The 25,225-nt window shown below is 61.3% G+C and carries 23 protein-coding genes; 8 read left to right on the top strand and 15 right to left on the bottom strand.

Annotated elements, in window-relative coordinates:
• Nucleotides 1–174: 174 nt before the first annotated feature.
• Nucleotides 175–1,521 (top strand): hypothetical protein, encoded by a 1,347-nt coding sequence (locus Q5H92_RS16175; protein ID WP_305012585.1) that lies wholly within the window; start codon nt 175–177, stop codon nt 1,519–1,521.
• A 196-nt stretch (nt 1,522–1,717) separates the two neighbouring features.
• Here Q5H92_RS16175 and Q5H92_RS16170 read toward each other — a convergent pair whose 3' ends face one another.
• Nucleotides 1,718–2,914 (bottom strand): class I SAM-dependent rRNA methyltransferase, encoded by a 1,197-nt coding sequence (locus Q5H92_RS16170; protein ID WP_369811159.1) that lies wholly within the window; start codon nt 2,912–2,914, stop codon nt 1,718–1,720.
• 82 nt (nt 2,915–2,996) lie between these two features.
• Here Q5H92_RS16170 and Q5H92_RS16165 point away from each other — a divergent pair, with 82 nt between their 5' ends.
• Complete coding sequence (locus Q5H92_RS16165) at nt 2,997–3,467, top strand: GNAT family N-acetyltransferase (RefSeq protein ID WP_305012583.1); 471 nt, start codon at nt 2,997–2,999, stop codon at nt 3,465–3,467.
• 110 nt (nt 3,468–3,577) lie between these two features.
• Here Q5H92_RS16165 and Q5H92_RS16160 read toward each other — a convergent pair whose 3' ends face one another.
• The 13 genes from Q5H92_RS16160 to Q5H92_RS16100 all read right to left on the bottom strand — a co-directional run bounded on the left by Q5H92_RS16160 (nt 3,578) and on the right by Q5H92_RS16100 (nt 18,991).
• Entirely contained in the window at nt 3,578–4,018 is a 441-nt protein-coding gene (locus Q5H92_RS16160; RefSeq protein WP_305012582.1) for an SRPBCC family protein, read from the bottom strand.
• A gap of 148 nt (nt 4,019–4,166) precedes the next feature.
• Nucleotides 4,167–6,170 (bottom strand): OmpA family protein, encoded by a 2,004-nt coding sequence (locus Q5H92_RS16155; RefSeq protein ID WP_305012581.1) that lies wholly within the window; start codon nt 6,168–6,170, stop codon nt 4,167–4,169.
• A gap of 192 nt (nt 6,171–6,362) precedes the next feature.
• Nucleotides 6,363–7,919, bottom strand: a complete 1,557-nt coding sequence (locus Q5H92_RS16150; protein WP_305012580.1) for a carboxypeptidase-like regulatory domain-containing protein — start codon at nt 7,917–7,919, stop codon at nt 6,363–6,365.
• Between the two features lie 4 nt (nt 7,920–7,923).
• A complete protein-coding gene (gene csgH / locus Q5H92_RS16145; RefSeq protein WP_305012579.1) occupies nt 7,924–8,283 on the bottom strand; it encodes a curli-like amyloid fiber formation chaperone CsgH in 360 nt (119 codons plus the stop codon).
• Between the two features lie 158 nt (nt 8,284–8,441).
• The gene (locus Q5H92_RS16140; protein WP_305012578.1) at nt 8,442–9,116 is read right to left on the bottom strand and encodes a hypothetical protein; all 675 of its coding nucleotides are present in this window, start codon (nt 9,114–9,116) and stop codon (nt 8,442–8,444) included.
• 128 nt (nt 9,117–9,244) lie between these two features.
• Nucleotides 9,245–10,228, bottom strand: coding sequence for a hypothetical protein (locus Q5H92_RS16135; RefSeq protein ID WP_305012577.1), 984 nt, complete (start codon nt 10,226–10,228; stop codon nt 9,245–9,247).
• 254 nt (nt 10,229–10,482) lie between these two features.
• The gene (locus Q5H92_RS16130; RefSeq protein WP_305012576.1) at nt 10,483–11,901 is read right to left on the bottom strand and encodes a CsgG/HfaB family protein; all 1,419 of its coding nucleotides are present in this window, start codon (nt 11,899–11,901) and stop codon (nt 10,483–10,485) included.
• Nucleotides 11,902–11,956: 55 nt separating this feature from the next.
• On the bottom strand, nt 11,957–12,382 hold the full coding sequence (locus Q5H92_RS16125) for a curli production assembly/transport component CsgF (protein WP_305012575.1): 426 nt from the start codon (nt 12,380–12,382) through the stop codon (nt 11,957–11,959).
• Between the two features lie 32 nt (nt 12,383–12,414).
• Entirely contained in the window at nt 12,415–12,984 is a 570-nt protein-coding gene (locus tag Q5H92_RS16120) for a CsgE family curli-type amyloid fiber assembly protein (protein ID WP_305012574.1), read from the bottom strand.
• A 249-nt stretch (nt 12,985–13,233) separates the two neighbouring features.
• Entirely contained in the window at nt 13,234–16,212 is a 2,979-nt protein-coding gene (locus tag Q5H92_RS16115) for an SNF2-related protein (RefSeq protein WP_305012573.1), read from the bottom strand.
• A 119-nt stretch (nt 16,213–16,331) separates the two neighbouring features.
• Nucleotides 16,332–17,564: an ABC transporter permease gene (locus tag Q5H92_RS16110; RefSeq protein ID WP_305012572.1), complete on the bottom strand. Its 1,233-nt coding sequence runs from the start codon at nt 17,562–17,564 to the stop codon at nt 16,332–16,334.
• A 103-nt stretch (nt 17,565–17,667) separates the two neighbouring features.
• A complete protein-coding gene (locus Q5H92_RS16105) occupies nt 17,668–18,477 on the bottom strand; it encodes a class I SAM-dependent methyltransferase (protein WP_305012571.1) in 810 nt (269 codons plus the stop codon).
• A gap of 91 nt (nt 18,478–18,568) precedes the next feature.
• Nucleotides 18,569–18,991 (bottom strand): ribosome-binding factor A, encoded by a 423-nt coding sequence (locus Q5H92_RS16100; RefSeq protein ID WP_305012570.1) that lies wholly within the window; start codon nt 18,989–18,991, stop codon nt 18,569–18,571.
• A 172-nt stretch (nt 18,992–19,163) separates the two neighbouring features.
• On the opposite strand from Q5H92_RS16100, the gene Q5H92_RS16095 reads away from it, so the two are divergent.
• From Q5H92_RS16095 to Q5H92_RS16070, 6 genes are all read left to right on the top strand, one after another.
• On the top strand, nt 19,164–19,709 hold the full coding sequence (locus Q5H92_RS16095) for an RNA polymerase sigma factor (protein WP_305012569.1): 546 nt from the start codon (nt 19,164–19,166) through the stop codon (nt 19,707–19,709).
• Entirely contained in the window at nt 19,706–20,407 is a 702-nt protein-coding gene (locus tag Q5H92_RS16090; RefSeq protein WP_305012568.1) for a hypothetical protein, read from the top strand. The genes Q5H92_RS16095 and Q5H92_RS16090 overlap by 4 nt, the downstream gene beginning before the upstream one ends.
• Nucleotides 20,404–21,351: a hypothetical protein gene (locus Q5H92_RS16085; protein WP_305012567.1), complete on the top strand. Its 948-nt coding sequence runs from the start codon at nt 20,404–20,406 to the stop codon at nt 21,349–21,351. The genes Q5H92_RS16090 and Q5H92_RS16085 overlap by 4 nt, the downstream gene beginning before the upstream one ends.
• A 23-nt stretch (nt 21,352–21,374) precedes the next feature.
• Nucleotides 21,375–22,133, top strand: a complete 759-nt coding sequence (locus Q5H92_RS16080; protein WP_305012566.1) for a hypothetical protein — start codon at nt 21,375–21,377, stop codon at nt 22,131–22,133.
• A gap of 45 nt (nt 22,134–22,178) precedes the next feature.
• A complete protein-coding gene (locus Q5H92_RS16075; protein ID WP_305012565.1) occupies nt 22,179–22,949 on the top strand; it encodes a porin family protein in 771 nt (256 codons plus the stop codon).
• A 124-nt stretch (nt 22,950–23,073) separates the two neighbouring features.
• The gene (locus Q5H92_RS16070; RefSeq protein ID WP_305012564.1) at nt 23,074–24,483 is read left to right on the top strand and encodes a hypothetical protein; all 1,410 of its coding nucleotides are present in this window, start codon (nt 23,074–23,076) and stop codon (nt 24,481–24,483) included.
• A gap of 143 nt (nt 24,484–24,626) precedes the next feature.
• On the opposite strand, the gene Q5H92_RS16065 is transcribed toward Q5H92_RS16070, so the two are convergent.
• The gene (locus Q5H92_RS16065) at nt 24,627–25,220 is read right to left on the bottom strand and encodes a PH domain-containing protein (protein WP_305012563.1); all 594 of its coding nucleotides are present in this window, start codon (nt 25,218–25,220) and stop codon (nt 24,627–24,629) included.
• Between the last annotated feature and the right edge of the window lie 5 nt (nt 25,221–25,225).

Here is a 25,225-nt window from a genome sequence, read left to right as displayed (position 1 = left end):
CCCGCGCAGTAAGTTTGACGGTTGCCAGCGTCCGCATGGGGCGCCAATCGTTTTTCTACCCTTCGGTTTGCCGTTATGCGTTGTACTACTATCCATCGAGTAGGGGTCATTGTTGCGTTGCTGTACGCGGTTTTAAGCCAGCAGGCTTCGGCTCAGAAGTTTACGCTGACGGATGTGAAGTCGACCCGTGTGGGCGGCCTGGCTGTGCCCGGTGCCCGGCGCGCCCTGCTCTTCTACGCCGAGAAAGCCCACCGCGACAGCACCATCCTGCGCCAATACTGGCTCGATGAGCAGATGAAGCTGCGCTACGCCCGGCCGCTGGTGCTGCGCGGCCCCTACCTGCTGCAGGGCCTGTTGCGCAGCCGCGCGCACGTGCTCTACCAGTTCCGGCGGCGCAGCTCCGACAGCCTCATCAGCGTGGTGGCCGATACGCTGGGCCGCACCGTGGCCGTGCACCGCACGCGCCGCCTCAACCCCGCCGCCCGCGGCCCCCAATACACCAGCCTCGACCTGCCCAATGCCCCCGGCTTCGCCTCCACGGTGCCCGCCGAGGAGCGCCGCTACCGCCTGGAGTACCGCACGCCCGACATGCGCCTGGCCTGGGAAACCACCTTCGGGGCCAGCACCGAAATCGTGGCCAGTGCCGCCGATAGCAGCCATCTCTGGGTAATGGTCACCGCCAATGCCCTCAGCCGCCACCCTAGCAGCCAGGCCGTGTGCCTGGATTTGCGTACGGGCAAGGAGCTGGGCCGGGCCAACATTGGCCCCACCGCCAGTGCCTGGGTGCCCGCCGTGATGGAGGTGGGCGCCGGCCACGAGCTGCTGCTAGCCGGCTACGCCTTCGAGCACGCCGCCAGCCGCGCCCGCACCGGCGACTTGTTCTACCTGCGCCTGAGCCCCGAGGGCAAGCCCGTGGCCGAGCGCCGCACCGCCCTGGCCCGCACCGCCGAGCTGAAGGCCGCCCGCGGCGGCAAAGTGCACTGGACGCTGGTGCAGCCCGAAGCCGATGGCGACGTGCGCCTCGTGGGCGAAACCTTCCAAAGCTCGCCCTACAGCGCCTGCCTGTTGCGCTCGATGTTTTCCATCGGCATACTAGGCTACAGCGTGTTGCGCCCGCGCGACCTCATCAGCCTGAAGCTGGACCCGGCCGGCGTCGTGCACGACGTGCGCGTGGTCGACCTGCGACAGGAGCGGGGCTCATTCGTGTGGCCCACCTATCTGCAGGGCCGCATTCTGGCCGATTTGGCGTTTCAGTATGGGGCATTCCGCTACCGGGGCGTGAACTCATCGAGCAAAAACATGCTGGTGCTGCGCAGCCCGCAGCAGGTGCAAACCCTCAATCTGGTCACCCAGCAGCTCACCAGCGTACGCCAGAAACCAGTGGTGGGCGATGTCGACGTATGGCACGTGGGCAGTGACTTTATGCTGCTTTACCAACAAGACGCCGGCCGGCGCACGCTGGAAGTGGAGCGCGTGGCCATCACCGCTCCCGGCAATGCCGAGGCGAGCCGCCAGAAGTAGCGGCGGGCTTCTTGAGGATGAATGACAGTTAAGTGAAGCAGCAAAAAAGAACGTCATGCTGAGCGCAGCCGAAGCATCTCGCGTGCAGAAGTAATCAAGACCGTTTTCACGATTGATTTACTACCACACGCGAGATGCTTCGGCTGCGCTCAGCATGACGTGCTAATATTCTGGTCTGTACCTAGCTAATGCCGCCCTATTCCACCGCCAGCACTAGCCCTTTCAGGTAAGCGCCTTCGGGGTGAAAGAGGCTCACCGGGTGGTCGGCGGGCTGGGTGAGGCGGTGCAGGATGCGAGCCGGCCGGCCCGCCTCGATGGCTGCCGCCAGCACTGCGCCCTCAAATAATTCGGGGCTAACCACCTGGGAGCAGGAGAATGTGAACAGCAGCCCGCCGGGCGCCAGATGCGCAATACCAGCGGCATTCAGGCGCTTGTAGCCCATGAGGGCGGCGTGGCGGGCGCCCATGTGCTTGGCAAAGGCGGGTGGGTCGAGCACGAGCAGGTCGTACTCGGCCGAGTGGTTTTTGAGGAAGCCCAGCACGTCGTCGGGGTAGGCGGCGTGGCGGTCGGCGTGGTGGCTAAGCTCGGCGTTGCGCTCGGTGAGGGCAATGGCTTTCTTGCTGCTATCCACGGAGTGCACCAGCTCGGCGCCGGCCTCCAGGGCATACACCGAGAAGCCGCCGGTGTAGCAGAACGTATTCAGCACCTTGCGGCCGGGCGAGTAGCGGGCCAGCAGGGCGCGGTTATCGCGCTGGTCGATGAAGAAGCCGGTTTTCTGGCCGGTTTCCCAGTCCACGGCAAACCAGTGGCCGTTTTCGCTCACCACATGCTCCTGGCCGTCGCTCTCGCCGAAGAGGTAACCATTCTTCACATCGGGCACGGCGTTGCCGGGGATGGTTTCGGCGCTTTTGTCATAAATAGCGCGCAGCTTATCGCCAAACACCACGCGCAGGGCAGCCGCGATTTCGGGCCGGGCGCGGTACATGCCGATGCTGTGGGCCTGCACCACGGCCACGTCGCCATACACGTCGATGATGAGGCCGGGCAGGCCGTCGCCCTCGGCGTGCACGAGGCGGAATACGTTGGTGTCGGCCGTGCCCGTCAGGCCCAGGCGCTGGCGCAGGGCGTAGGCGTTGCCGAGCTTGGCTTCCCAATACTCGGCGGTAGGCAGCATGGCATTTACGCCAAAATCCAGCATTCGCACGGCGATGGAACCGCCCCCCGAGAAATGACCCACGCCCAGCAGCTCGCCGTCGATGGCTTCCACGCGCACGGGGTCGCCCTCGTGGGCGTCGCCCTTCACGCGGGCAATGGCGCCCGAAAACACCCACGGGTGGCGGCGGCGCAGGGAGTGGTCTTTTCCGTTTTTGAGGACGATGGTGGCAGGATTCAGCATAGGCCCGTAAAGGTACGGCCTGCTGTGTGCGAACTTTGCAGCCCCGTTCTCCCCGCCCTCCGTTTTCCCAATCCCACCCATGCCCACCGATGTTGCCATTATCGATTTTGAGCCCGCGCACCGGGCGGCCTTTGAAGCGCTCAACCACGAGCTGAACCCCGAATGGATTACTCGCTACTTCTACATCGAAGGCTCTGACCAAAAACCGGTTGACAACCCGCAACAGTACATCGTGGAGCGCGGCGGCCACATCCTGATGGCCGTGTGCGGCGGTGAAATCGTGGGCACCTGCGCACTGGTAAAAGAGCACGACGGCGTGTACGAGTTGGCCCGGCTGGCCGTGGCTCCCACCGCGCAACGCCGCGGCATTGGCTGGGCGCTGGGGCAGGGCATGCTAGGCAAAGCCCGGCAGCTGGGCGCGCGCCGCGTCGAAGTATTGACAATTTCAACGCTACTGCCAGCCCTCAAACTTTATGATAAACTGGGTTTCCGGGCCGCTTCGCTGATGCCCGAGCAACCCGGTGACGTGCGCATGGTGCTGGATTTGTAGCGCTTGAAGTGCACTTGTAGCGCGGACTTTGTAGTCCGCGCCTCCGCCGGAAACCCGAACGTCAGCTACACAGCGCGGGGTCGCGGACTACAAAGTCCGCGCTACAAGTGCTATTTAAACCAGCGCCGGTAGATGGGCCGGCGCCAGGCAAACTGCGCCCACATGGCCGGGTAAATCAGCCGGTCGAGCAGGGGCGAGGCGGTGCGGTATTCCAGCGCATCGACGATGATGCAAGTGCCGCCCGGCCCCGGCTGCAGCAGGTGGCGGTGGCGCCAGTAGCGCAGCGGCGGCGGCAGAATCTGGCCTTCATCAACGAAGAAATGGGTGCCGTCGGGCAGCACGCCGTCGTCCACAATCAGTGAAGTCCAGCGTAATTTCTTCACTATCGTATTCAGCTCGATTTCAACCTCGTCGCCGGTGCGGCAGCCGTCAAAGCGCAGCACCAGCAGCTTGGGAAACGGCGGCGCCAGCGCCTCAAACAGCGCCCGCGTGAAGCCGGCCATTACCTGGGCCGGCGACTTCGGCACGGCGGTTTTGAGAGTGAGAAACATCGTTAAAGGTGATAACGGAACGTCATGCAAAGCGCAGCGAAGCATCTTGCCCGCAGGCAGTAAACCCATCATTCAATGAAAAGGATTAGTGGCGGCACGCGAGATGCTTCGCTGCGCTCTGCATGACAGCCTTTCTTCAACCGCTAAATCAAACTCCCGTCACCCGAAACTCTACCCGTCGGTTGAGCTTGCGGGTAATTTCCTGGGCGTTGCTGGCAGCTGGTTTGGCCCCGCCGAAACCGATGCCCGTAATACGCGCGGCGGCCACGCCGTGGGCCGTGAGGTAGGTTTTCACGGCGGCCACCCGTTCTTCGCTGAGGGCTACGTTTTTGGCGGCTTCGCCCACGTTATCGGTGTGGCCTCGCACCTCGATGGTGAGGCCCGGGTTGGTGGTCATCAGCTCCACCAGTTGGTTCAGGGCGGTGAAGGAAGTGGGCAGCAGCACGGCTTGGCCCTGCTCAAACTGCACGTTGGCCAGCGGCAGGGTGGTGCCTACGGCCAGCGGCCGCAGCAGGATATCATGCACCGCCGCGCCGGGGCCCATGGTCCAGCTACTATCGGCATCGACAAAACCGGGGAGCTGCGCCCGATAATAATACGGCTTGCCCAACGCGGCGCCGTACGAAAAACTGCCCTCGGCGGAGAGCGGCACCACCGCGCTGGCCCGCTCGCTGCCAATGTGCAGCTCGGTGGCTGGCAGCGGCTGGTAGGTGGCAGCATTCAGCACGCGGCCGCGCCACGGCGCACTGGCGCTGGGCAGGGGCGGGGGCGACCGGTAGACGACGTGGAAAACGTTGCAGCCCGCCAAATCGGTGTAAGTGCCGCGCCGCACAAAATGGGCTTTTTGCCGGGCCAGGTCCACCTTGTAGAGGCTGTGCGGGCCGGCCAGATACAAGCGCCGCCGGCCGGATTCGTCGTTTTGCAGCAGCAGGTCGCTGTAGCCGCCGCGCTTGGGCAGGCCCGTTAGCGGCAGCAGCTCGGGGAAGGGGCGCTGGGTTTTCACGTCCACTTTCAGCAGCGAGCCGTCGGTGCTGTACACAAGGTACATGGTATTGGTGGCGTCGAGGCAGAAGTTGCCATGCGTGCCCGCCCCGGGAAAGGCGATATCGGGGTAATAGGCCGTCAGTTGCGTGGGGTCTTTGGTCCACACCACCGTCACGGCGCCGCCTTCGCTGGGGCTCACTTTCACCAGCCGCTTGGCGTCGGAGGTGAGGAAATACAGGTCGCCGCGCTCGTCGGTCGCGGCCGAAATCCAGATGTTGTTCAGGCCTTGGGCCGGCAACTGCCAGGTGGTGTAGGCACCGCGCCGGGCGGCGGGGTCGTAGCGATACACCAGCTCCGGCCGGTCGGTCGGCGCTTTGGTTACTGAATACAGGCAGTTATCGAACCCCTTGGCCAGCGCGTAGGATTGAAACGGCAGCACCTCCCGGTGCACCGTAGGCGCCTCGGATATGTCATCGGTCGAAAACTCGTGAATGGTCCGGCAGTCGTCTTCCCACTGGCCGGTGCGCCGGCTCACGGCTGCAATGCCGTACATTTTGCTGTCGCACACTTGGTCAGCGTAACGCCGGCTGCTGATGGATTTGTCGGTGAAGGTGAAGGAATCGAGCAGCTGCTGGCCCTCGCTCAGGTATCGCGCATCTTGGGAGGTTTCAGCCCGGTATTCAACCTGAAACTCGTAGCCCACGCGCCAGATGCGTCGGCCCGCCACGCGCGTGCGGGCCGGCTGAGCCGGGTTCGGGGCGTAGGTGTATTCGTAGCGCACCTCTTCGTAGCGCCCGTAGTCCTTTTGCTCCAAACGCACCACCTGGACCTTGGATAGGCGCCGGATGCTGCGCCAGAGCGAGTCCTGCGCGCCGGGCGCGGTTAGCTTGCGGTCCTGCAACGCATCGGGGAGCGGGCGGGCGATGAGCGTGACGACGGCCGGCACCGGCTGCCCGGTAGCCGGCGCGTAAAAGGCCGCTTCGGCATCTCCCACGTCGCGGCGCAGCTGCCAGGCGCGGGGGTAGCTCAACTGGTAACGGCCCTGGGCGTCGGTGTACAGGCTGGTAGGCGCGGTTTTTTCCGGCTGCGCACGCAGCCAGCAGGGAAACATAACCAGCACCAGCGCCAAAAAGGCCTTCATACGCAGCAGCTCGGACGTCAACAACACGAGAAAAGAGGAAGCAAAATTCCCATTTCTTGTAAAGTAAGACCTTTTTCGTGAGACGGAGCCCGTTCCTTTGTCTGCGCTTAGCCAACGCATGCAACCAATTGCATTTTCCGGCAGGCACCTTCAGTAAGGGGCATCTGGCCAATATTGTTCAAGCCTTCGCCTCGCTCAACCGGCTACGCTACGAGCCTGTTATTTCCAGTCCGGCCAGAAAGCGTTGGAGAAGAGCTTGCTGCGGTTGCGCCCGTCGATGTCCATGGTCCATATCTCCGGAGGGGTAAGGTCATCGTTCACGCGGTTGACAAAAATGACGCGGAAGCCATCGGGCGAAAAACGGCATTGAATATCGTTGGTGCCCAATACCTTCCCCAGAGTGCCGGTTGTGTTGGCAGTTATGTCAAGGGTCGAAGTGCCGTCGATGCGCCTCGTGAAAATATGGGCATCCAGCTGCCGTCCACCGGGGTCGTTGAATCCGGCCACGTCGCGGGAATAAAGCACAGACAGACCATCTAAGCTAAAGCTCGGCGAATCGAGCCGCCCCGGTAGGTTGCTCACCAACAGGGTAGGGTTGCTGCCATCTACGTTGTAGAGATATAGTTCGGCGTCGTATACATTCTGCCCCACGGTTTGCACCACTAAACGGCCGCCGTTTTGCACCGTCCAGTCGCACTCGCGGAAGTGGCGTCCCGTTGGAGCGGTGGCCAACAGCGTCAGACCCGTGCCATCGCGGTTGATGCGGTAGAGTTGGTCGTAATGCGCATATACCAGCTGGGCCCCATCCGGCGACCAGCGGTACCCGATGCCGGAATTATTGTACCCTTCCACCGAAAGAGTAGTAATCTGGCGCGGGTTCGACCCGTCCCGGTTCATGGTATACAATTGGTATTGGCCGCTGGCGTTGGACGCGTAGGCTATCAAATCACGATTTGGGCTCAATTGAGGAGCTGTTTCGGCCGTCGCCGCACTGGTAAGACGGAGCAAATTGTTGCCCGCGGCGTCAGACGAATAAATGTCCGTGTTGCCGGCCACGGTGCGAGCATACAGGTAGCGGTTGTTGGGCAGGCTGGCCGTCTGGAAGTTCCATACTGGGCCACGGGCGGAGCCGCCGGCCGGGTTGCGCACCGTCACCTGCCAGTAATAAGTGGTGCCATATTTCAGATTAGCGGCCGTCACGGTAGTGTCTTTTGAATTTGTGAGCAAAGCCGTGGCGTTAACATTGTTGCTCTCGAAAAGCAACACGTCGTAGCGCAACGAGTCACTTGCCGTGGCATTAACGGGATGCCATGCCAATACTACCGTGGTAGGCTGCCCAGTGGCTTGGTTGGCAGGCGAAGGCCGAGTGGGGGCCGTCGGAATTGCCGAACTACTTTTTGTCAGCACCAGCGAAACGTCAGCTACCTGCGTATCATATACCGTAACGTTGGCCGATACCTGTTGGTAATCGGTCTTGGTAACGGTGATGGCTAAGCGGCCGGCTGGCACGTTGTCGATTTGAAACTTGCCCTGCGCGTTGGTTAGGTAAGAACTGGTGGCCGGATTGGTTGTCACCGAGGCATTGGCCACTGGCAGGTTTGTGCGCCCGTCCAGAACCGTGCCCGTCACGGTGCCGTAGTAAGCCGGCACTACTTGGTCTTCCTGGCAGGCACCGAGTACGCACAGGCAGCACAACAACCCAAAGGCAGATACCAGCCGTTGCCAGGTATGAGATAAAAAGCTCGTATTCGTCACAGCGTCAAACAATGGAATCATAAAGTTAACGAGCCGCGTTTTGAAAAGCGGAATCCTGCGCCACGGCATGCCCGGCCATATCCAGTACCCGCAAGCGAATCTCGTACTTGTCCTGCGCCGAAACATTGACCCGTGTTTGCGACAACGATATTTCTTGTTGGGGAGCTACTTCAAATTCGCCGCGTTGCGTGTTCTGTGAGCGTCCGCTGGCGCCTTCGCGTATCGTCAGCAATTCGTAGCGGTAGTGGCTGGCCGTGGACAACAGGTTGCGGCAATGTCCCGTCACGGTCATCATCCCTTCTTGTTGGTGCAGTTCCAGCCGGGCCTGACAGGGCGGGACAGCGGGGTTTTGCCCGCTCATTAGAAAAAGGAGTAGTTGCAGCATGGGAATAATAAGTGAGGAGTTAGAACAACCCGTGTTGAGATGAAGGCTTGCCAAGTAAATGGAGCCTGTTAATTTAGCAAGTCGAATGGCGGAAAATAAAAAAGAGGCTACCTGCGCGAACGCACTAAGCCTCTTTTGGTACCAGGCACAAGGAAGGCCTAGCGAACGCCGGGCACCACCTTGCTTTGCTCAATGGTGAGGTTTATGCCTTGGCCGCGCATTTCGACGCTGTAACCCTTGGGGGTTTGCGAAGAAGTTTCAATCTGGGTGAGGGTGTTATTGACTCCGTATTGCCGGATGTCATAGGTCCGGTCGCTTTCGCGAACTTCTCCTTTTACCGTATTATTGACGCCGGTTTGGGAAATTTTGAGGGTATTGCGTTCGCCCTCCAGAATGAATTCACTGTTTCCGGAGGCGCCGGTAATCTTATTGCCAGTTCCCTGCTGCGAAATGGTCGTGGTGTTGCCCTGTCCTCTTTGAGTAAATCCCGCCGTGTTGCTGGCGCCATTTTGCAAGAGATAAACGCGGTTCCCTCCGCCAATCTGGCTCATGCCTGCGGTGTTGGTGAGGCCTACCTGTTCCAGATAAGCTTGGTTTTCCGGCGAAGCAAGGCTTTGCTGGTCAAGTCTGGACACGTTGCCCGTGCCGGTTTGAATGAGCACGGAGTTGTTGCGCGTGCTGCCTGATGTTGTAGGCAACTGGTCCAAACCAATGTCCTCAACCAAGCGTTGCTCCGATGTAGCCGCCTCGCTGGGCATGCGCTGCTGGGCCTGCGCCGAATAGGCAACCAAGGCTAACATACCCGCGAGTGTGCAAATAGAGAGCTGTTTCATGGAGCAAAAGATGGATTAGAAAGGCAGGAAAGATAATACCAAATGGGCCAAGCCCCGGGTACCCCTGAAGGTACTCAAGACTTGGCGCATTTTAGTTCGCAGGCTTGATTTACTAAGCCGCCAAACGATTAGTGCTGGTTAACAACCACCGTGTTGTAAGCACCACCGGTCTGGCTGGTGAAGGCTGCCGACGACACGTTGTTCTGCATGATAACCGACGTGTTGTTCTGGTAGGTGCCGGTGTTGTTGCCCTGAGCCTGCTGAGCGTAGTTGTTGGCGCTGTGCTGCTCAATCGAAGCGTTGTTGCTGTAGCCCGTCTGGTCTTGCTTGGCATAGTTGCCGCTGGCAAGTGCACCGGTTTGGTTGATGCTGGCGTTGAGGTAGCTACCCGACTGCGACTGCATGGCCGTGTTGCCGCTGCCAACGCCTTGGTGCACACCAGCGTCGTTGCCGTAGCCGCTCTGGCTCTGCGTGGAGTGGCTGTTCGAGCCGTTCTGAATGGCAACGGCCGTCGTGAAGGTAGCGTTGCTCTGGGTTTGGTCGGCGTGGTTGCCGCTGGAAGCACCCGTCTGGCTGATGAAGGCGCTCAAATCCGAGCCGCCGCTCTGCGTCTGGCTGGCGAGGTTGGCCGACGAACCGGCAGCCTGGGTTACCTGAGCGTGAGCATCGGCAACGTTGTATTGCGACTGGTTAGATTGGCTATACGTACCAGCCTGGGTGGCATACATGGTGTTGCGGCCTGAGCCCGTGTTGCCAGCGCTTGCCTGGTTCTGGGTAGCCGTGTTGTAGTCACCGCTCTGCACGAGGTTGGCCGTGCTACCGGCATTGGCACCCGAGCGGGCGTCAACCTGGTCGATGGCGGCTTCGTTGTGCGTGCCCGACTGGTCTACCCGCGAATCCTGATTATAGGAACCATAGGAAGTGGCGGGAGTGCCGGCGGCAGCGCCCGTCACCGCGGCGTTGTGGGTAACCCCACCCGGAGCGAAAGGAGCCAGAGGCGTGAAAGCAGGATTACGGTAGGTGCTTGCTGCGGTCGAAACCTGCGACGACTGAGCGTTGGCGGCGAAGCCGAAAGCCATCAAAGTGGCAACGAGGATGGTAATTTTTTTCATGAGAGTGTTGGATTGGGTTTGGGTTGGGAATTGGGTTTGTTTTTCAGTCAAGAATCAATTGCCTTTTTCAGAGGACATGACAAATGTATATTGACATTCTACCAAATCCAAATCCTCTTCATAAAAATAATTTTAATAATAGTTCTAAAAGTTATACATTTTCAATTTTGATATAATTTTCCCTATTTAATATATGACGCAACTATTTTAAAAATTGCTGAATTTCAGCAATTTAGTGTTTTATAAAAAAAAGTTTATTTTTTATAAAAATTTTCTGAATTGCCTTTGCCCAAATAGAAGATAACACCTAGCCGGCCACCCCAATAGTAGTCATTGTACCTCCCTTGCACCACTTGGTCAATCCGGTCAGATAAGTAGAAATGGTTATCGATACCGACATTGATACCCAGTCTGGGTGTAACTAAAAATTCCCCTCCTATGCCTGCTACGGCGTGCGGAACTAGATTATTGGCGTCGCTAAAGTTGGAAAAACCTTTGGCTGAGGCCCCTGCGCCAACCCACAGGTAGGGCGAAAACCGGTCATAAGGAAAGAGACAGGCTAGCAGCCCGGCTTCCGCGTAGTTGAAGTGCTGGGTAAAGTACTGCCCCTGTGGCCCTGCTGCCAGCGTGCCCCGTCCTGCGTTCAAGAAGGTGCTGAAATAGCCATCGCCCAAGCGGTAGCGCAGTGTCGCCTCACCGGCAGCCCGGTATTGGGGCAGGGCAAAGTCGCCTTGGTATAGCTGTACGGCCCCATTAAAGCCCACGCCAAGGGGGCGCCGGCGATAGTTGGTTTGGCGGCCCAGAGGGTCGTAAGCCAGGTTTTCGTCTTTCTCACGCAGATATGCCTGCATGGGCAGGCCCCGGGTGGCAGCCGTATCGGTCGACGTCCAAATGCGGGAAAGCAGGCCTTCGTAGATGAGCGCCTGCACCGATTTCTCGATGGCTTCTTTCACAGCCATCTCGCTCGGTTCGTTGTAGGTAAAGCCGGTTTCGGTTTCGAGCAGGCGCTTGAAGGCCACGAATTGAAAGAGGCTGGCGTCGACCTGTTGCGACAAAATGGTTTTGGACGTGTAAACCGTCTTAAGAATTTTGCCCGTGTTGGTGCTGATGGCGCGCAAGTACACCGTCACCCGGTCCTGGCGGTACTGGCCCGAGGCCCCAGCTCCGAAATAGCGCAGGCCGGCCCCACCGGTCAGAATGTTGGAATCGTAGGAGATGATACCGCCCTCCAGAATGATGCCGGCAAACAACAGCGGCGGCAGATTGGGCTGGCGCTGGCCGGTTTGCTGGGCATATTCATCGCGCGTTGAGCGGATGATTTTGCGCTCGTTCAGCAAGTTGCCCAGGTTTTCGCGCTCAATGGGGTCAAACCATTGCGACTCTTCCAGGGCCCGCAGCAGCACGGTGGTGGCCCCCTGCGTCACGGCTGTCGAGAAGCTGGAACCGTTGGCCTGGGGCTTGTACTGTCCCGTCTGGTCCCGGAATTTATATACCGCCACCACCACCCGCTGCCGGGCGGGCGGCAGGTGGCGCCATACCTCGTTGCCGTTGACCTCGGCCCCGAGCCGGGCGCGGTCGGGGTTCATAAATGTTTGATGAAAATAGGAGGCGCAGCCGCCGAGCCCTGCCAATAGCAGGAGCACTACGGCAGTCAGCAAGCGACGCAGGAGCATGGAAGCAGAAAAATGGGGTGAAATAAGGTTTTCGGTAGGGTTCAGCCGCCGCGAATTAAAACCCGTTGGGAATGGTGATGGTGGTCTGGTTGCCGGTGGAGGTGTCGGTGACCTGCACGCCGATGCCCGTTGCGCCGGGCGTTATCTGAATCTGGTAGGTGCCGACAGTGTAGTTGCCAGGTTTGATAGCGCCCTGCCCGAACTGATTGGCAATGAGACGGCTGCTCAACTGGGCCAGCACCTGCTGGTTGAGGTTGGCCGCAAAATTGGCCAGCGGGTCCTGAGTGGCCGCGGCCGTTTTAGTGGCCGGGTCCACGATGGTGCTCTGGGCCTGGGCCGAACTCAGAAGCCACGAGTAGTTAAAGGTGTTGCCACCACCAAAAGCCGGGTTTTTGGGCTCGTACACAAAGTCCTGCGCGCAAACCCTGTGGCCGGATAGTAGGAGGGCCAGCAGACCCACAAGCGTAAATAATGGTTTCATGGTGAAGGAAAAGAATGGTGGGAGTAGAAAGTCTAATATGTTTCCAGTGCCTGTTTATTGCCGCGCTCCAGCTGCTGGCTGAGGTTGAAGGCTTGCTGCAGAGAATTGGCAGCAATTTCAATGGCTTGCTGGGAAGCATCCGAAATCATTTCCTCCTTGCCTTGCAAAGGGAACTCCAGCAGCTGCTCGTCGTTGACCGTCAGCGTAATAATGGCATTGTTGCCGCGGGCAGGTTTTTCCCCCACCGCTATTGTAAAGTCACCGATGCCGGCCGGTGCTTCCCAACGACTATAAAATTGGTCGTAGAAATCGTGGCCAATTTTTGTGATGGTTTGGTCGATGACCAAGCCGCTGGACTCCGGACCCAGCTTTGCCCGCTGGCGTTGCGACGCAACCGAATCGGCACGCAGAAGCATGCGCAAAGCTTCTTCCGTTTTCAGGGCCGAGAGCTGGTTTGATGGTGCCGGAGCCGGCGAGGGCGATGTCGTCTTTTTTTCCGGTAGCCGCCGATTGGGCTGAGCCCCTGCGTGCTGCCCGGCCACTACCATACCTAGGGCAAGGACTAATCGCGGCCAGTGTTGCGAGAAGTCGATGCAAATCATAAGTGGGACTGGTTAAGCGTAGGGCAGTAAGTAAAAATCAGAGGGCAAATATGGAAAATTTAAACTAGAAACCAGAAAGATTAAATAAAATCCTTGATTTTGACTGTTTAAAACAAAGCCCAGAAATGTGCTAAACCCCCGTTTCGCACGCCATGAGGGAAAGCGCATAGTCGTACAAATACCTTGTTTCAAACCTTATATAAAACCAGGAATGCCCGAGCTTCGCGGTATGATTAGGTCAGTGATGCTTTAACCGAGCAATTCCTCAATATCGGCTCGCGTGAGGTGCTTGATGACGGCCTCGTCCGTGGCAATAAGTTCGCTCACCAAGGCCAGTTTGCGGCGCTGCAAAGCCAGGATTTTCTCCTCAACTGTGCCCTGCGAAATGAACTTGTAGGTGAATACCGGCCGCAGCTGACCGATGCGGTGGGCGCGGTCCACGGCTTGGGCTTCCACGGCTGGGTTCCACCACGGGTCGAGGATGAAGACGTAGTCGGCGGCGGTGAGGTTGAGGCCCACGCCGCCGGCTTTCAGGCTGATGAGGAAGATTTTCAGCTCTTCGTCGTTCTGGAAGCGGGCCACCTCGGCGGGCCGGTCGCGGGTGGCCCCATCGAGGTAGGCGTATTCCAACTGCCGCTCATCGAGCGCCGCGCGCACCAGTGCCAGGTGCTGCACAAACTGGCTGAACACCAAGACCTTGTGTCCCTCGGCTACCACGTTGCGAATCATGCGCAGCACCTCGCGCAACTTGCCCGATTCGCCGATATAATTCTCGTCGGCCAAGCGCGGGTGGTTAGCAATCTGGCGCAGGCGCGTGAGGCCCTGTAGCAACAGAAACTGCGTGCTGGCCGGCCCGTGCTCGTCCAGATTCTGCAGAATCTTGTTGCGGTAGAAGCTCTTGGTTTCCTCGTACGCGTGGGCCTGCTCCTCCGTCATGGGGCAGTAGCTAAGCTGCTCGGTTTTCTCGGGCAACTCCTTGGCTACCTGGGCCTTGTGCCGGCGCAGAATGAATGGCTTGATGAGCGCATGCAAGCGCCGGGTGCGCCCCTCGTCCTGGTGCTTCTCGATGGGCTTGAGGAATTCCTTGCGGAAAAACGCCTGCGTGCCCAGCAAGCCCGGGTTGATAAATGACATCTGCGACCACAAATCCATCGTGCTATTCTCCACCGGCGTGCCCGTAAGAATGAGCCGGTGCTTGGAGCGCAGCTGCCGAACCGCCTGCGAGGTGGTGCTCGATGGGTTTTTGATGGCCTGCGACTCATCCAGAATCACGTAATCAAACTTGTAGCTAGCCAGCAGCTCGGTATCGAGGCGAACGATGCCGTAGCTGGTCAGCACCACGTCGTAATCGGCAAACCGGTCGGGGTTTTTGTCGCGGTAGGTGCCGGTGTAAGCCAGAATGCGCAGGTCAGGCGTGAACTTCTCAGCCTCCGCCAGCCAGTTAAATACCAGCGACGTAGGTAGCACCAGCAGCGAGGCAGCGCCCTGATTTTCACCGCTTTCGTGGCGGTGCTGCAGCATGGCCAGCGTTTGTATGGTCTTGCCCAAACCCATATCGTCGGCCAAGCAGCCGCCGAAATGGAAGTCCTGCACGAAGCGCAGCCAGTTGTAGCCGGCCTTCTGGTAGGGGCGCAGCTCGCCGAGGAAGCCCAGCGGGAGCGGGTGGTCTTCCACCTCGGCGAAGTCGCGCAGCTTTTCCAGTTTGCGGCCCATACGTACGGTGGCCAGCTCATTGCTTTGCAAATCAGCCACTAGTGCCAGGTGGTGGCGGCGCAGGTTCAGGCCTTCCTCGGTTTCTTCGCCGAAGGCAAACAGCTCCAGGTAGTCCGTAAACCATTCCTCGGGAATGATGGCAATCTGGCCGTTGGGCAGCTTAAATTCGCGGCGGCGCTGCAAAATGTGCCCGCGCAGCCGGATAAACGGTACCTCAATGTCGCCAAAGCGCACGGTGCCGCGCACGTCGAACCAGTCGCCGGCTTCCTGAATGCCCACGTGCACGCTGGTGGGCCCAATGAAGTAGCTTTTGGTGGCCGAGTCGGCGGCTTCGATGGTGTAGCCCAGCTCAGCCAGGGCCGGGGTGTTGTCGTGCAGCCACTTAAAGGCTTCGCCTTTGGGCAGGGTGGCGTGGCCGTTTTCGACGGTGAGCTGACGGGCGCGCAGCTCTTCTACAGTGGCCTGTTCCTGTTCGGGGTTACGCAGCAGGCGGTGGAATACGTAGCTGTCGGGCGTCTTTTCGAGGTGCACGCTCACGGGCTTGCTGGTGCCCAGCGGCATGAGGTGCGGGCCGTAGCGGAAACTCAGCTCGAAGTGAATCTGCTCGGTTTCGGCGCCGGTGAGCAAGGGCGCAATGGGCTTGGGCAGCGGAATGCGGCCCCGGCGCGGCGGGCCAGGGGGCCGTACGGGCGCCTCGGGCGCGGGCAGGGCCGGCAGGGTATCGCTGAACGTGAGGCGGGGCCGGGCCACGTAGCGCTCCGAGCGAATGTCGAACCCCCGGGCGTGCACCTCGAACGATTCCATGAGCGGCGCCACAAACTTCTGGAAATAGCTTTCCTCTACGTTGCGCGGCACCACGATGAATTTCTTCTTCAAAAACGGCAGCAGCTTCTTGCCGTCTACCTCCGTCCGGAAGGTGTAGAGCAAGTCGTTCAGCAGCAACCAGGCCGGCTGCAGGCACACCAATACGGCGTCTTTATACTGAAAATCAAGCTTCTGGCCCTGGTACTGAATGGTGGGGAAGTAGTGCGTGCCTTCTTCGTTGCGGCGGAAGTGGAACAGGATGGACGCTTTGGCCGGTGCCAGCCCGATTTCCTTCCAAGTGGGTTCGCCGTCGCGGCCCATGATGAAAACCTGCTTGCCTGCCAGTCGGCTCAGGATGCCCGCCATGCGGCTCTGCACGTGCCGGGAAATGACTTCCTGCAGCGGCTTGTCGCCCTTTTCGGCGTTGTAAGTCTTCAGGAAAAACTCGGCCGTCGCGATTTTACGGGGCCAGAATTCCTTCACCACGGCCTCCTGCTGAATCTGGTCGCATAGTTCAACCAATTCAAAATCAACGGCATCGAGGCCAGCAGCAAATTCGTGGGCGTTTTTGCCCGACACCGTCTGGTGCTGCAGCGTGAGCTGGCCCCGCGGGCCGAGCTGCACCACGTAGGCCGCAAACAAATGGCCGAGGAACTCGTGCTCGAAGAGCGAGTAAACGATTTGAAACGGTTCTGCGGTAGATACTTTCATAGCCGGGCACGCGGAGGGCGCAAGTTAGGGCCGAAAGCGGAAATGTGCACGGCAGAGCTTGGCGGCCCAAGGGGCGGCTTCGTCCTTACGGCTGAAAGGCCGCTGGGATGCCGCCAGGGCTATAAATTCTCGCGCACATCGAGGCGGCTGGCATTCAGGGCAGGCCGAATGCTCACGGCCAGCGTGATAAGAATGATGGACATACAGGTAAAAATGATATCCGACGACTGCATTTTTACCGGGTAAGCATCTACCACGCTCGTGGCCATGCCCATGCTCACGAAGCCGAAACGCTGCTGCAACCAGCACAGCGTGACGCCCAGCACGAGTCCCGTGGCCGCGCCCACCAGCGCCACAATGGCACCCACGTAGAGGAAGGTGCGGCGTACCGTTTTCTGGCTGGCGCCCATGGCCAGCAGCACCGCAATGTCCTTTTTCTTGTCGATGACCAGCATCGAGAGCGAGAAAAAGATGTTGAGCGAGGCGATGAGCAGAATGAGCGTGAAGGTGATGAAAACGAACAGCTTTTCCACCTTGATGGCCTTGAACAGGCTCACGTGCTGCTCGTCGGAATCCTGCACTTTGAAGGCAGGCCCGAGCTGCTTGCGGAGCTGGTTTTTTACCTTTTCAATCTCGAAGCTCTGGCCCACTTTCACGTAGAGGGCCGTGCGGCGGTTGGTGTAGCCGAGCAGGCGCTGGGCAAATTCGAGGGGCACGAAAATGTAGCTGTCGTCGATGTGCTGCTCGATGAGGAACACGCCGCCCGCAATCAGGTCTTCCTCGTTGAAGGCCTTGCTGGGGTCGATGCTGAGCGACTTTTTGCCGGGCGTGTTGCGTGGGTACAGCAGGCGCATGGGCGCCAGGCGGTTGTTGAGGGTGATGCTGAGCTCGTGCTGCACGCCGGCTCCGACGAGGGCCAACTCCAGACTGTCGCGGCGCAGGCGGTGGTCGCCCTCGCGGATGTTGGCGTCAATCTGGCTCTGGCCGAAGTAATTGTCCGAGAGGCCGCGCATTTTCACCACCATCTGGCGGTCGTGGTATTGCAGCAGGGCATTGTCTTCGATGACTTCGGTGAGCAGGGCCACGCCGGGCGTGTTTTCGAGCTTCACCAGAAAGGTGCGGTCGACGGGGAAGGCCTTGCCTTTTGTGGCCGAGATGACGAGGTTGGGGTCCGACTTGCCGTAGAGCGTGCGCACCAAATCCTCCAGCCCGTTGAACACCGACAGCACAATAATGAGCGCCATGGTGCCCACCGCCACGCCAATCATCGAAATGTTGGAAATGATGGTGATGATGTTGCGCTTGTTCTTCGAGCGGAAGTAGCGCCGGGCAATGAGGAGGGGGACTCTCACGAATGGGGGTTAGCGGGCAGAAAGGCGGGCCGTCTGGGAGGGAGCAAGTTCGGGTAAAACTATTGAAAACCGGCTAACGCGGGCCGGCTCCGGCGCGTTGGCGCTATTTCCAGGCCTTTACGATGAGGCCCGTGCCTGAGTCGTGCACGGTGCGGGCGTCGAGCCAGTTGAGCAGCAGGCAGAACGGGAAGGTGAGGAGGTAATAGAACGGCAGCAGGATGAAAAACAGGCGCGACTTGCCCAGCATCAAAATGGGATATTTCATGCTCAGGCGCCAGGAAATCTGGCCAGGCTCGCCGTAGGAGTAGCGGGCTTCCACGCGCTCGAAACCGGCGGTAGTGAGCTTTTGCTGGATTTCGCGGATGTTGTAGCCGTCGCGCACGTGCTCTTCGATGAAGCTGGTTTCGCCATCGTCGTGCACGTCGGAGCCGCCTTGGTCGCTGGGGGTCGAAATCAGGAGCATGCCACCGTCCTTCAGCGAGGCGTGGATGTTGCGAAACACCTCTACATCTTCCAGAATGTGCTCCATCACATCCACGGACAAAGCCAAATCAAACGAGTTCGGCTCCTGGTACAGCACCAAGTCCTGCACCGCAAACTGCACATTGCGCCGCCCAATCTGGCGGAAAAAGGCGTTGGAATCGGCCACCTGGTCTTCCTTCACGTCCACGGCCAGGATGTTCCACTTGTCGCTCAAGCCGCTCATCCAGTAGGTGTACTGGCCGTAGCCGGAGCCGGCGTCCAGAATATTCAGCGGCTCCTGGGTGCGGCCCTTGGCCCAGCGGCGCAGCTCGCGGTGCACGTGCCAGGTGCGCAGCAGCAAGAGGTCGAGCAGGTGATAAAACAGGCGGCGCAGCCACGGCGTGCGGTTAAAAACGTCGCCGAGCGTCTTCTTAATCGGGTCGTAGTACAATGGGTGAATGGGTGAATAGGTGAATGGGTGAATAAGGCAGTTGGGCAAATGAGTGCAAGACCTAGAGCCATTCACCCATTCACCCATTCACTCATTCACCCTTGAACAAACGCGGGCGGGCGGGTTTGTCGTCGTCCTCGCCGGGCTCCTCTTTGGGCGCGGGCGGGATGGAGAGCGTGCCGAGGACCTGGTCCATGTGGGCGGCGTAGGCGGCGCTGTCGTCGTGGAAAAAAATGAGCTCGGGCACCACGCGGGCCGTTTGGCGGATGCGCTTGGCCAGGGCGTGGCGGATTTCCTTGGCGTTGTCCTTGATGATTTCGAGGCGGTCGGTGGCGTTGTTGCCCAGCAGCAGGCTGAGGTACACGCGGGCCTGGCCCAGGTCGGGCGTCACTTTCACGGTGCTGATACTGGGCGCCAGCCCACCCCCGAAGAGGTGCGGCAGGTCGCGCTGGAGCACGGCGGCCAATTCCTGCTGGAGCAGGCTGGCCATTTTCTGTTGTCGTTTGCTTTCCATAACACTGATTGACTGGCAAAGGTACGATTGCCAGGGTTGCGGTGAATAACCGGCTTTGCCCGGCCGAAAGCCCGGCGGGGCAGCTCGCCAAGGGCGGCGGTTCAGAAATATTTTTTGCCACCCAACCAACCTTTGGCCCGCGGCCCGGCACTTTGCGGCAAATCTCCCTTCTGTGTCCCACCCGTACACCGCTGCTACTTCCGAACCTGAGCTGCTGGCCGGCTGCCTGGCCCAGCACCGGCCCGCGCAGCAGCAGCTCTACCAGCGCTACAAGGCGGCCATGTTTTCCTGCGCCCTGCGCATTCTGCGCGATGCCGACCTGGCCCACGATGCCTTGCAGGAGGCCTTCGTGCGGGTGTTCCGGCAGCTCGACACCTTCCGGCGGGAGCCCACGCTGGGGGCTTGGATTCGGACCATCGTGGTGCGGCAGGCCCTGCAGTTGCTCCGCCGCGAAAGCCAGATGGAAGTGTACGACCCCCTGCGGCACGCCGAACCGCTGGTGGCCTGGCACGACGGCCTGACCGGCGAGGCTCTCGACAAAGCCATCGGCGAGCTGCCCGCCGGCTACCGTAGCGTGTTCTGCCTGGTGGAGGTGGAGGGCTACTCGCACCGCGAAGTGGCCGAGCTGCTGGGCGTGTCGGAGGGCACTAGCAAATCGCAGCTCTACCACGCCAAGCGGCAGCTGCAAGTCAAACTTCAATACCTGTATTCCGCATGAGCGCCCCGTCCGAACTACCCGAACCCGGCCGGCCCCACCTGCGCCGCGCCATTGCCCAGCTGCCCCAGCACGAGCCCGCCGATGAGCTGTGGCCCCGCATCGCCGCGTCGCTGGATGCTGAGGCAACGCTGGCCCGCGCCGTCACTGAGCTGCCCATTCACCAGCCCGACGACGCGCTGTGGAATGCCATTGCCGCCCGGCTGGATGCCCCGGCTGCCGAACCGGAAGTAGCGCCGGCCACCCAGCAGCCCGCCGGCGCGGTGGTTCGGCGCCTGTGGCCGACCACGGCCACCGCGCGCCACTTGGCCGCACTTGCGGCCAGCGTGCTGCTGGTGCTGGCTGGCTGGTGGGGCCTGCGGGCCCCCGCTGCCGATAGCGGGCCACGCGAAACCGTGGCTTACACGCAAGAGCAAATAACATTGCCTCCCGCCGCCACAACCCTGGCTGCTGACCCGCTGGAAGCCGAGGGCCGGGCTTTCATCGACGCGCACTGCCAGTCGCTGCCGGCGGTGTGCCAGTCGGCTAATTTTCAATCATTGCGCAGCCAGCTGCTGGAGCTGGAAACCGAAGAAAAAGGACTGGCCCAGTACACCCGCCAGCACGGCAACAGCCCGGAACTGGTGCAGCACCAAACGCAGGTCGCCACCCTGAAAGCCACCGTCACGCGCGAACTCATTCGCTTACTCATCGTCTCATGAAATCCCTCTCCTTTTATCATCCGTGGCTTTGGTGCTTCTGGCTGGTGTTGAGCTCGGCGGGCACCGTGCCCACGGCCCGGGCCCAAGCGCCGGCGACGCGCACGGTGCAGGTCGTGACGCGCACCATCGAGCAGCAGCTGCCTTGCCCGGCGGGTACGCTGGTACGCATTCGGGCCGAAAAGGCGGCCGTGCGGGTGCAGGGCTGGGACCAGCCCACTGTGCGGCTGGTGCTGCGCCTCAGTGCCCGGCACCCCGAGCGGGCCGTGGCCGAGCAGGAGCTGCCGGTAGCGCGCTACCAGTTTGAAGCCCACGGCCGCACTATCGACGTGGTGAACTACTTTGCCTTGGCCGCCAGCGCGCCGGCCCTGCGCAGCGACCTGCGCGCCGACTACACGCTCATGGTGCCGGCCAACGTGGCCGTGGAGCTGCGCAACGCCTACGGCCAGACCGCTTTCACGGGCCTGACCGGCCGGCAGACTATCAGCCAGGAATTTGGCCCGATTACCCTGCTGCGCCTGCGCGGCAGCCTGACCGTGACCGCCAAATACGCCGACCTGACCGGCCGCGACACCGACCTGACCCTGGACTGCGACGCCGATAAATCGGCCGTGAGCCTGCTGGGGGCAGCCGGCCGCTACACCATTCGCAACCGCTACGGCACCATTGCGGTGGAGCCGGCCGAGGGCCTGAAAAGCCTCGACATCGAAGCCGAGCGCACCGAAGTGAAGCTGGTGCTGGCCCGGCCCGAGCGGTTCAGCTACCGCTTGAGCTGCAGCCAGGGGCCGCTGCAGCTGCCGCCGGAGCTGGCCGCCGCCGCCCGCCAGAGCGCGGGCCGCCACGTGCTGCAGCTCACGCGCCCGGCGCCGCTGCCGCTGCTGCGCGTGAGCACTTCCTACGCGCCTATTTCCATTCAACAGCCGCAGTCGCTCACGGCACGGCCCTGATTTACTGCCTCATTTCATTAGTCATGTCGGTTTTTAAAAACGTTAAACCTCTTCAGTTTGCAGCCTTCGTGCTGGGCCTTAGCGGAATGATGCGGCCCGTCGCCGCGCAAACGGCCCCGCCCGATTCGTCGCGCATCAGCTACAGCGAGGAAACCACCCGCGAGCCGCTGCCCGCCGAAGGTTCGCTGCAGGCCACCTACAGCCGCATCGCGCGCCTGCAAATAGAGGAGCAGCGCCTCTGGAAGCTGGGCCTCAACAACTTTACCACCACGGCCGGCAGCCTGGGGCTGGACTACCTGCGCGCCGGTGTGCACCTCGGCTACGAGCGCAAAGTGGGCACGGCGTGGTCGGTGATGGGGGAGGTGAGCCCCGACTTCATCCGGTTTCGGGAGATGCCGACGCAGCGCCTGACCAACAGCTTTGCCCTGCGCTCGCAACTGGCCGGGCGCTATTACTACAACCTCAACCGCCGCATTCGGAAGGGCAAAAGCGCCAGTAACTTCTCGGCCAATTACCTGTCGCTGGCCCTGGGCAGCAGCGTGGGCCGGCAGGCGCAGGAAACGCCCTTTTTCGGCTACGACTACGGCGGGCGCGTGGTGCGCCTCGATGCGGCGCTGGTGTACGGCCTGCAGCGCCGCCTGGGCCGCTACGGCTCCATCGATGCGGCGCTGGCGCTGCCCTTCCACCTCACCGACCAGCCCGTGCCAACCGAGCCCTCGCCCGGTGGCCTCCACCTCCGGCTCACAGGCCTGCTACGCATCGGGTTGGCCATTGGCCGCTAGGGCTATGGGCTTCCTTTTCATTGATTTCAATGCTTTATAAATAACATGAACAATTCTTCTCTCTCTTATTTAACGAATAGTCTGAATGCTCTGGCCCGCCGGGCAGCGCTGCTGCTACTGGTGTTGCTGGGTGCTTCGGCCGGGGCCGCTGCCCAGCGGCTGCAGGAGGCGGGCGTAGCGGCCAGCTTCAGCATGGGCCAGACGCTGGCCCGCCAGACGCGCCTCGACGTGGCCCAGTTTCAGCTGCAGACGGACATCGACGGCTCGCGGCTCGACGACACCGGCAACCGCTTCAGCGCCTACGCGCGGGTGGGGCTGGGCGTGGGGCGGCTGTTTGTGCAGCCCGAAGTGGCCTATAGCTCGGTGCTGGGGCAGGCGTATGGAATTGCTTACTATAGCCAGCCGACGGCGCCGTGGCCTAACCTAGTCATCTTCACGCCGCGCCTGCAGCGGTTCGAGGTGGCGGCGCTGGCGGGGCTGCGCCTGGGCCGCCGGGGCTACCTGCTGGCCGGCCCGGTACTGGCCTACAACCTGCGCGAAACCTACGGCCCCGAAACCGGGGGCGAGGTGTACGTGCCGCTGGTGCAAAGCCTCTACCGCAGCGTGCGGCCGGTGCAGCTGCTGGCCCAGGCCGGCATCGGTATGAAAATCTGGCGCTTCGACCTGAACGCCCGCTACGAACACAGCCTCACGCCCTACACGCAGCGCTTCACCTACGCCGGCCAGACCTACGACTACCACCAGGCCACCAGCCAGGTCATTCTCAACCTGGGCTTTTTGCTCTTCGACGCCCACCGGCCTTGGCGCGCCGACTAGCGCGGTAGTAGCGCGAAATTCCAGTTCGCGCCGCGGAACAACGGCTTGGCAGTGCAAGGACGCGAAAAGAAAGTGCGCGCTGCCCCCGCGCTAGCTTTGCAGTCCGAACTTCGCGCTTCTTCCATTGCTCCGCTTTTTCAAAAGCTCCCTGCCCGCCCAGCTCTTGGCGCTGCTGATACTGGTGCTGGCCCTGCGCCTGCCGCTGCTGTGGGCCGGCCTGCCCGTGACGGCCGCCGAGCTGCGCGCCCTGCTGGTGGGCGAGCGCCTGCACGGCGGCGCCATGCCATACCGCGACCTTTACGATGGCACCGCGCCACTGGCCGCCGCCTTCTTCGGCGGGCTCGATGCGGTGCTGGCCCGGCCGGTGTGGCTCTATCGGGTGGTGGCGCTGGGGCTGCTGCTGGTGCAGGCGCTGCGGCTCAACCTCGTGTTCAACCGCTACGACGTGCACCCCGAGCGCGGCTACGTGGCCGCCCTCACCTACCTGCTGCTGGGAAGCGTCAGCACCGATTTGGACGCGCTGTCGCCGCTACTGCTGGGCAATACGTTCGTGGTGTTTGCCCTGAGCGCACTCCTTCCCACCTCGCGCGAGGGCTACGACAACCGCCGCCTGTTTCGGGCCGGTTTTCTGATTGGGCTGGGGGCATTGTGCTACCTGCCGCTGGCCTTGTTCCTGATAGTAGGCTTGTTTGCGGTGGTCATTTTTGCGGCAAATTCCTTTCGGAGCTCGTTGCTGCTGCTGTGCGGATTTTTCTTCCCATACGCGCTGGTGGCCACGTTCTTTTTCTACATCGGGGCACTGCCGGGGTTTGTGCAGTTTCATCTGCAGCCGGGCCTGACTGATTTGATTGCCAGTGGCTTGCCGGCGGGCTTGCAGCTGCGCCTGCTCATTGTGCCGGGCGTGGTGCTGGTGCTGGCGCTGTTGCGCTCGCTGGGTACGTCGCTGGGCTTGGTGTTTCAGGCCAAGTTCCGGCAGCTGATGCTGGTGTGGCTGGTGGTGGCCATTGCCACGGCCGCCGTGGAGCGCGGCACGGCGCCGGGCGTGCTGGTGCTGCTGCTGTCGCCGCTGGCGTATTTCAGCTTGTTTTTGTGGCAGCGCAGCCCCCGGCCGCTGCTACAGGAGCTTCTGCTGCTGCTCATCATCAACGCGGCAGTGGTGCTGCGCTATCGGGCCCACGTGCCCCGCCTCGAAAGCCTGCTGCACATGCCCGCCGAAAGCCGCTTCGGCCTCGCGCCCGACCCACGCTACGCCGCCCTGCACGACCAAACACTGCTCATCCTCGGCCCCGACGACCGCGCCTATTTCCACAACCATCCCGCCACGCCCTACCTCGATTGGTCGCTCTCGCAAGCCGATTTCGGCCACCTCAACGAGTACGCCGCCGTGGTGCGCGTGGCGCAGAAAATGGGCGAAAACCCACCCGCCTACCTGCTCGACCAGGGCCGGCACGTGCTGCGCCTCAAGCAGTTGCTGCCCGGCGTGTTTGGGCCGTATGAGCCCACCAGCACGCCGGGCTTGTATAGGCGGAAGTAGAGGGAACATAGGGCAAAACTGTCATCCTGAGCGCAGCGAAGGACCTTATCACGTCTGCATCGATTGGTTTACTGCAAAACGTTTTGGCGTGATAAGGTCCTTCGCTGTGCTCAGGATGACAGTCGATTATAGATTGCCAGCCTCTACACCCAGCACCACGCTGCCGCGCGCCGCTCCGTGGGCACGCTCCGCAGAAAGGCCGCCAGCGGCTCCAGCTCCGTGAGCAGCGAGGTGAGGACGATGACGCGGCCATCCACCAGGTGCAGGCGCAGGTAATCGTATTTCGACCAGAAGGTGCGGCGCGCCCGGCACGTCACCCGCTCGATGCGGGCCAGGTCGCGCCGGGCAAAGGGTAGGCGCTGGCCGGCTTCGTACACTTCGAAGCGATTTTCATTGGGCTGAAAAACCAGCGTGGTTTCGTGGTTCAGCGTCCAGTAGCGCAGGTGCAGCAGCAGCGCCGGGCCACTCAGCAGCAGCGTGAAGAGCAGGAAGCCGCCCGTGAGGGCCCACTCAAAAGCGCTGGCCGGCTCGTCGCCCAAAGCCAGGGTGGGCAGCACACTCAGGCCCGCGCCCAGCGCCAGCAGCGGCCAGAACAGCAGCCGCAGCTGCCGCGCCGCCGTGGCCCGGTACACCTGGGTGCGCTTCGAAAACAGCCCGCTCAGCCAGCGCGCCGCGCCCAGCACCACGAATAGCACCACAGCCACTTCCAGCAGCGGGCGGAAAAGGGAAGTCTTCATCCAGC

This window comes from Hymenobacter mellowenesis, from assembly GCF_030581005.1.
GTDB classification, from domain to species: domain Bacteria; phylum Bacteroidota; class Bacteroidia; order Cytophagales; family Hymenobacteraceae; genus Hymenobacter; species Hymenobacter mellowenesis.
The sequence above is the reverse complement of the archived record's forward strand: the minus strand, read 5'-3'. Positions and strand labels throughout refer to the sequence as shown.

Excerpts from the sequence above, each read along its gene's own strand:
- Q5H92_RS16165 (WP_305012583.1), top strand. The coding sequence starts at position 2,997 with ATGCCCACCGATGTTGCCATTATCGATTTTGAGCCCGCGCACCGGGCG.
- Q5H92_RS16160 (WP_305012582.1), bottom strand. The coding sequence starts at position 4,018 with ATGTTTCTCACTCTCAAAACCGCCGTGCCGAAGTCGCCGGCCCAGGTA.
- Q5H92_RS16150 (WP_305012580.1), bottom strand. The coding sequence starts at position 7,919 with ATGATTCCATTGTTTGACGCTGTGACGAATACGAGCTTTTTATCTCAT.
- csgH (WP_305012579.1), bottom strand. The coding sequence starts at position 8,283 with ATGCTGCAACTACTCCTTTTTCTAATGAGCGGGCAAAACCCCGCTGTC.
- Q5H92_RS16140 (WP_305012578.1), bottom strand. The coding sequence starts at position 9,116 with ATGAAACAGCTCTCTATTTGCACACTCGCGGGTATGTTAGCCTTGGTT.
- Q5H92_RS16135 (WP_305012577.1), bottom strand. The coding sequence starts at position 10,228 with ATGAAAAAAATTACCATCCTCGTTGCCACTTTGATGGCTTTCGGCTTC.
- Q5H92_RS16130 (WP_305012576.1), bottom strand. The coding sequence starts at position 11,901 with ATGCTCCTGCGTCGCTTGCTGACTGCCGTAGTGCTCCTGCTATTGGCA.
- Q5H92_RS16125 (WP_305012575.1), bottom strand. The coding sequence starts at position 12,382 with ATGAAACCATTATTTACGCTTGTGGGTCTGCTGGCCCTCCTACTATCC.
- Q5H92_RS16120 (WP_305012574.1), bottom strand. The coding sequence starts at position 12,984 with ATGATTTGCATCGACTTCTCGCAACACTGGCCGCGATTAGTCCTTGCC.
- Q5H92_RS16115 (WP_305012573.1), bottom strand. The coding sequence starts at position 16,212 with ATGAAAGTATCTACCGCAGAACCGTTTCAAATCGTTTACTCGCTCTTC.
- Q5H92_RS16100 (WP_305012570.1), bottom strand. The coding sequence starts at position 18,991 with ATGGAAAGCAAACGACAACAGAAAATGGCCAGCCTGCTCCAGCAGGAA.
- Q5H92_RS16090 (WP_305012568.1), top strand. The coding sequence starts at position 19,706 with ATGAGCGCCCCGTCCGAACTACCCGAACCCGGCCGGCCCCACCTGCGC.
- Q5H92_RS16085 (WP_305012567.1), top strand. The coding sequence starts at position 20,404 with ATGAAATCCCTCTCCTTTTATCATCCGTGGCTTTGGTGCTTCTGGCTG.
- Q5H92_RS16080 (WP_305012566.1), top strand. The coding sequence starts at position 21,375 with ATGTCGGTTTTTAAAAACGTTAAACCTCTTCAGTTTGCAGCCTTCGTG.
- Q5H92_RS16075 (WP_305012565.1), top strand. The coding sequence starts at position 22,179 with ATGAACAATTCTTCTCTCTCTTATTTAACGAATAGTCTGAATGCTCTG.
- Q5H92_RS16065 (WP_305012563.1), bottom strand. The coding sequence starts at position 25,220 with ATGAAGACTTCCCTTTTCCGCCCGCTGCTGGAAGTGGCTGTGGTGCTA.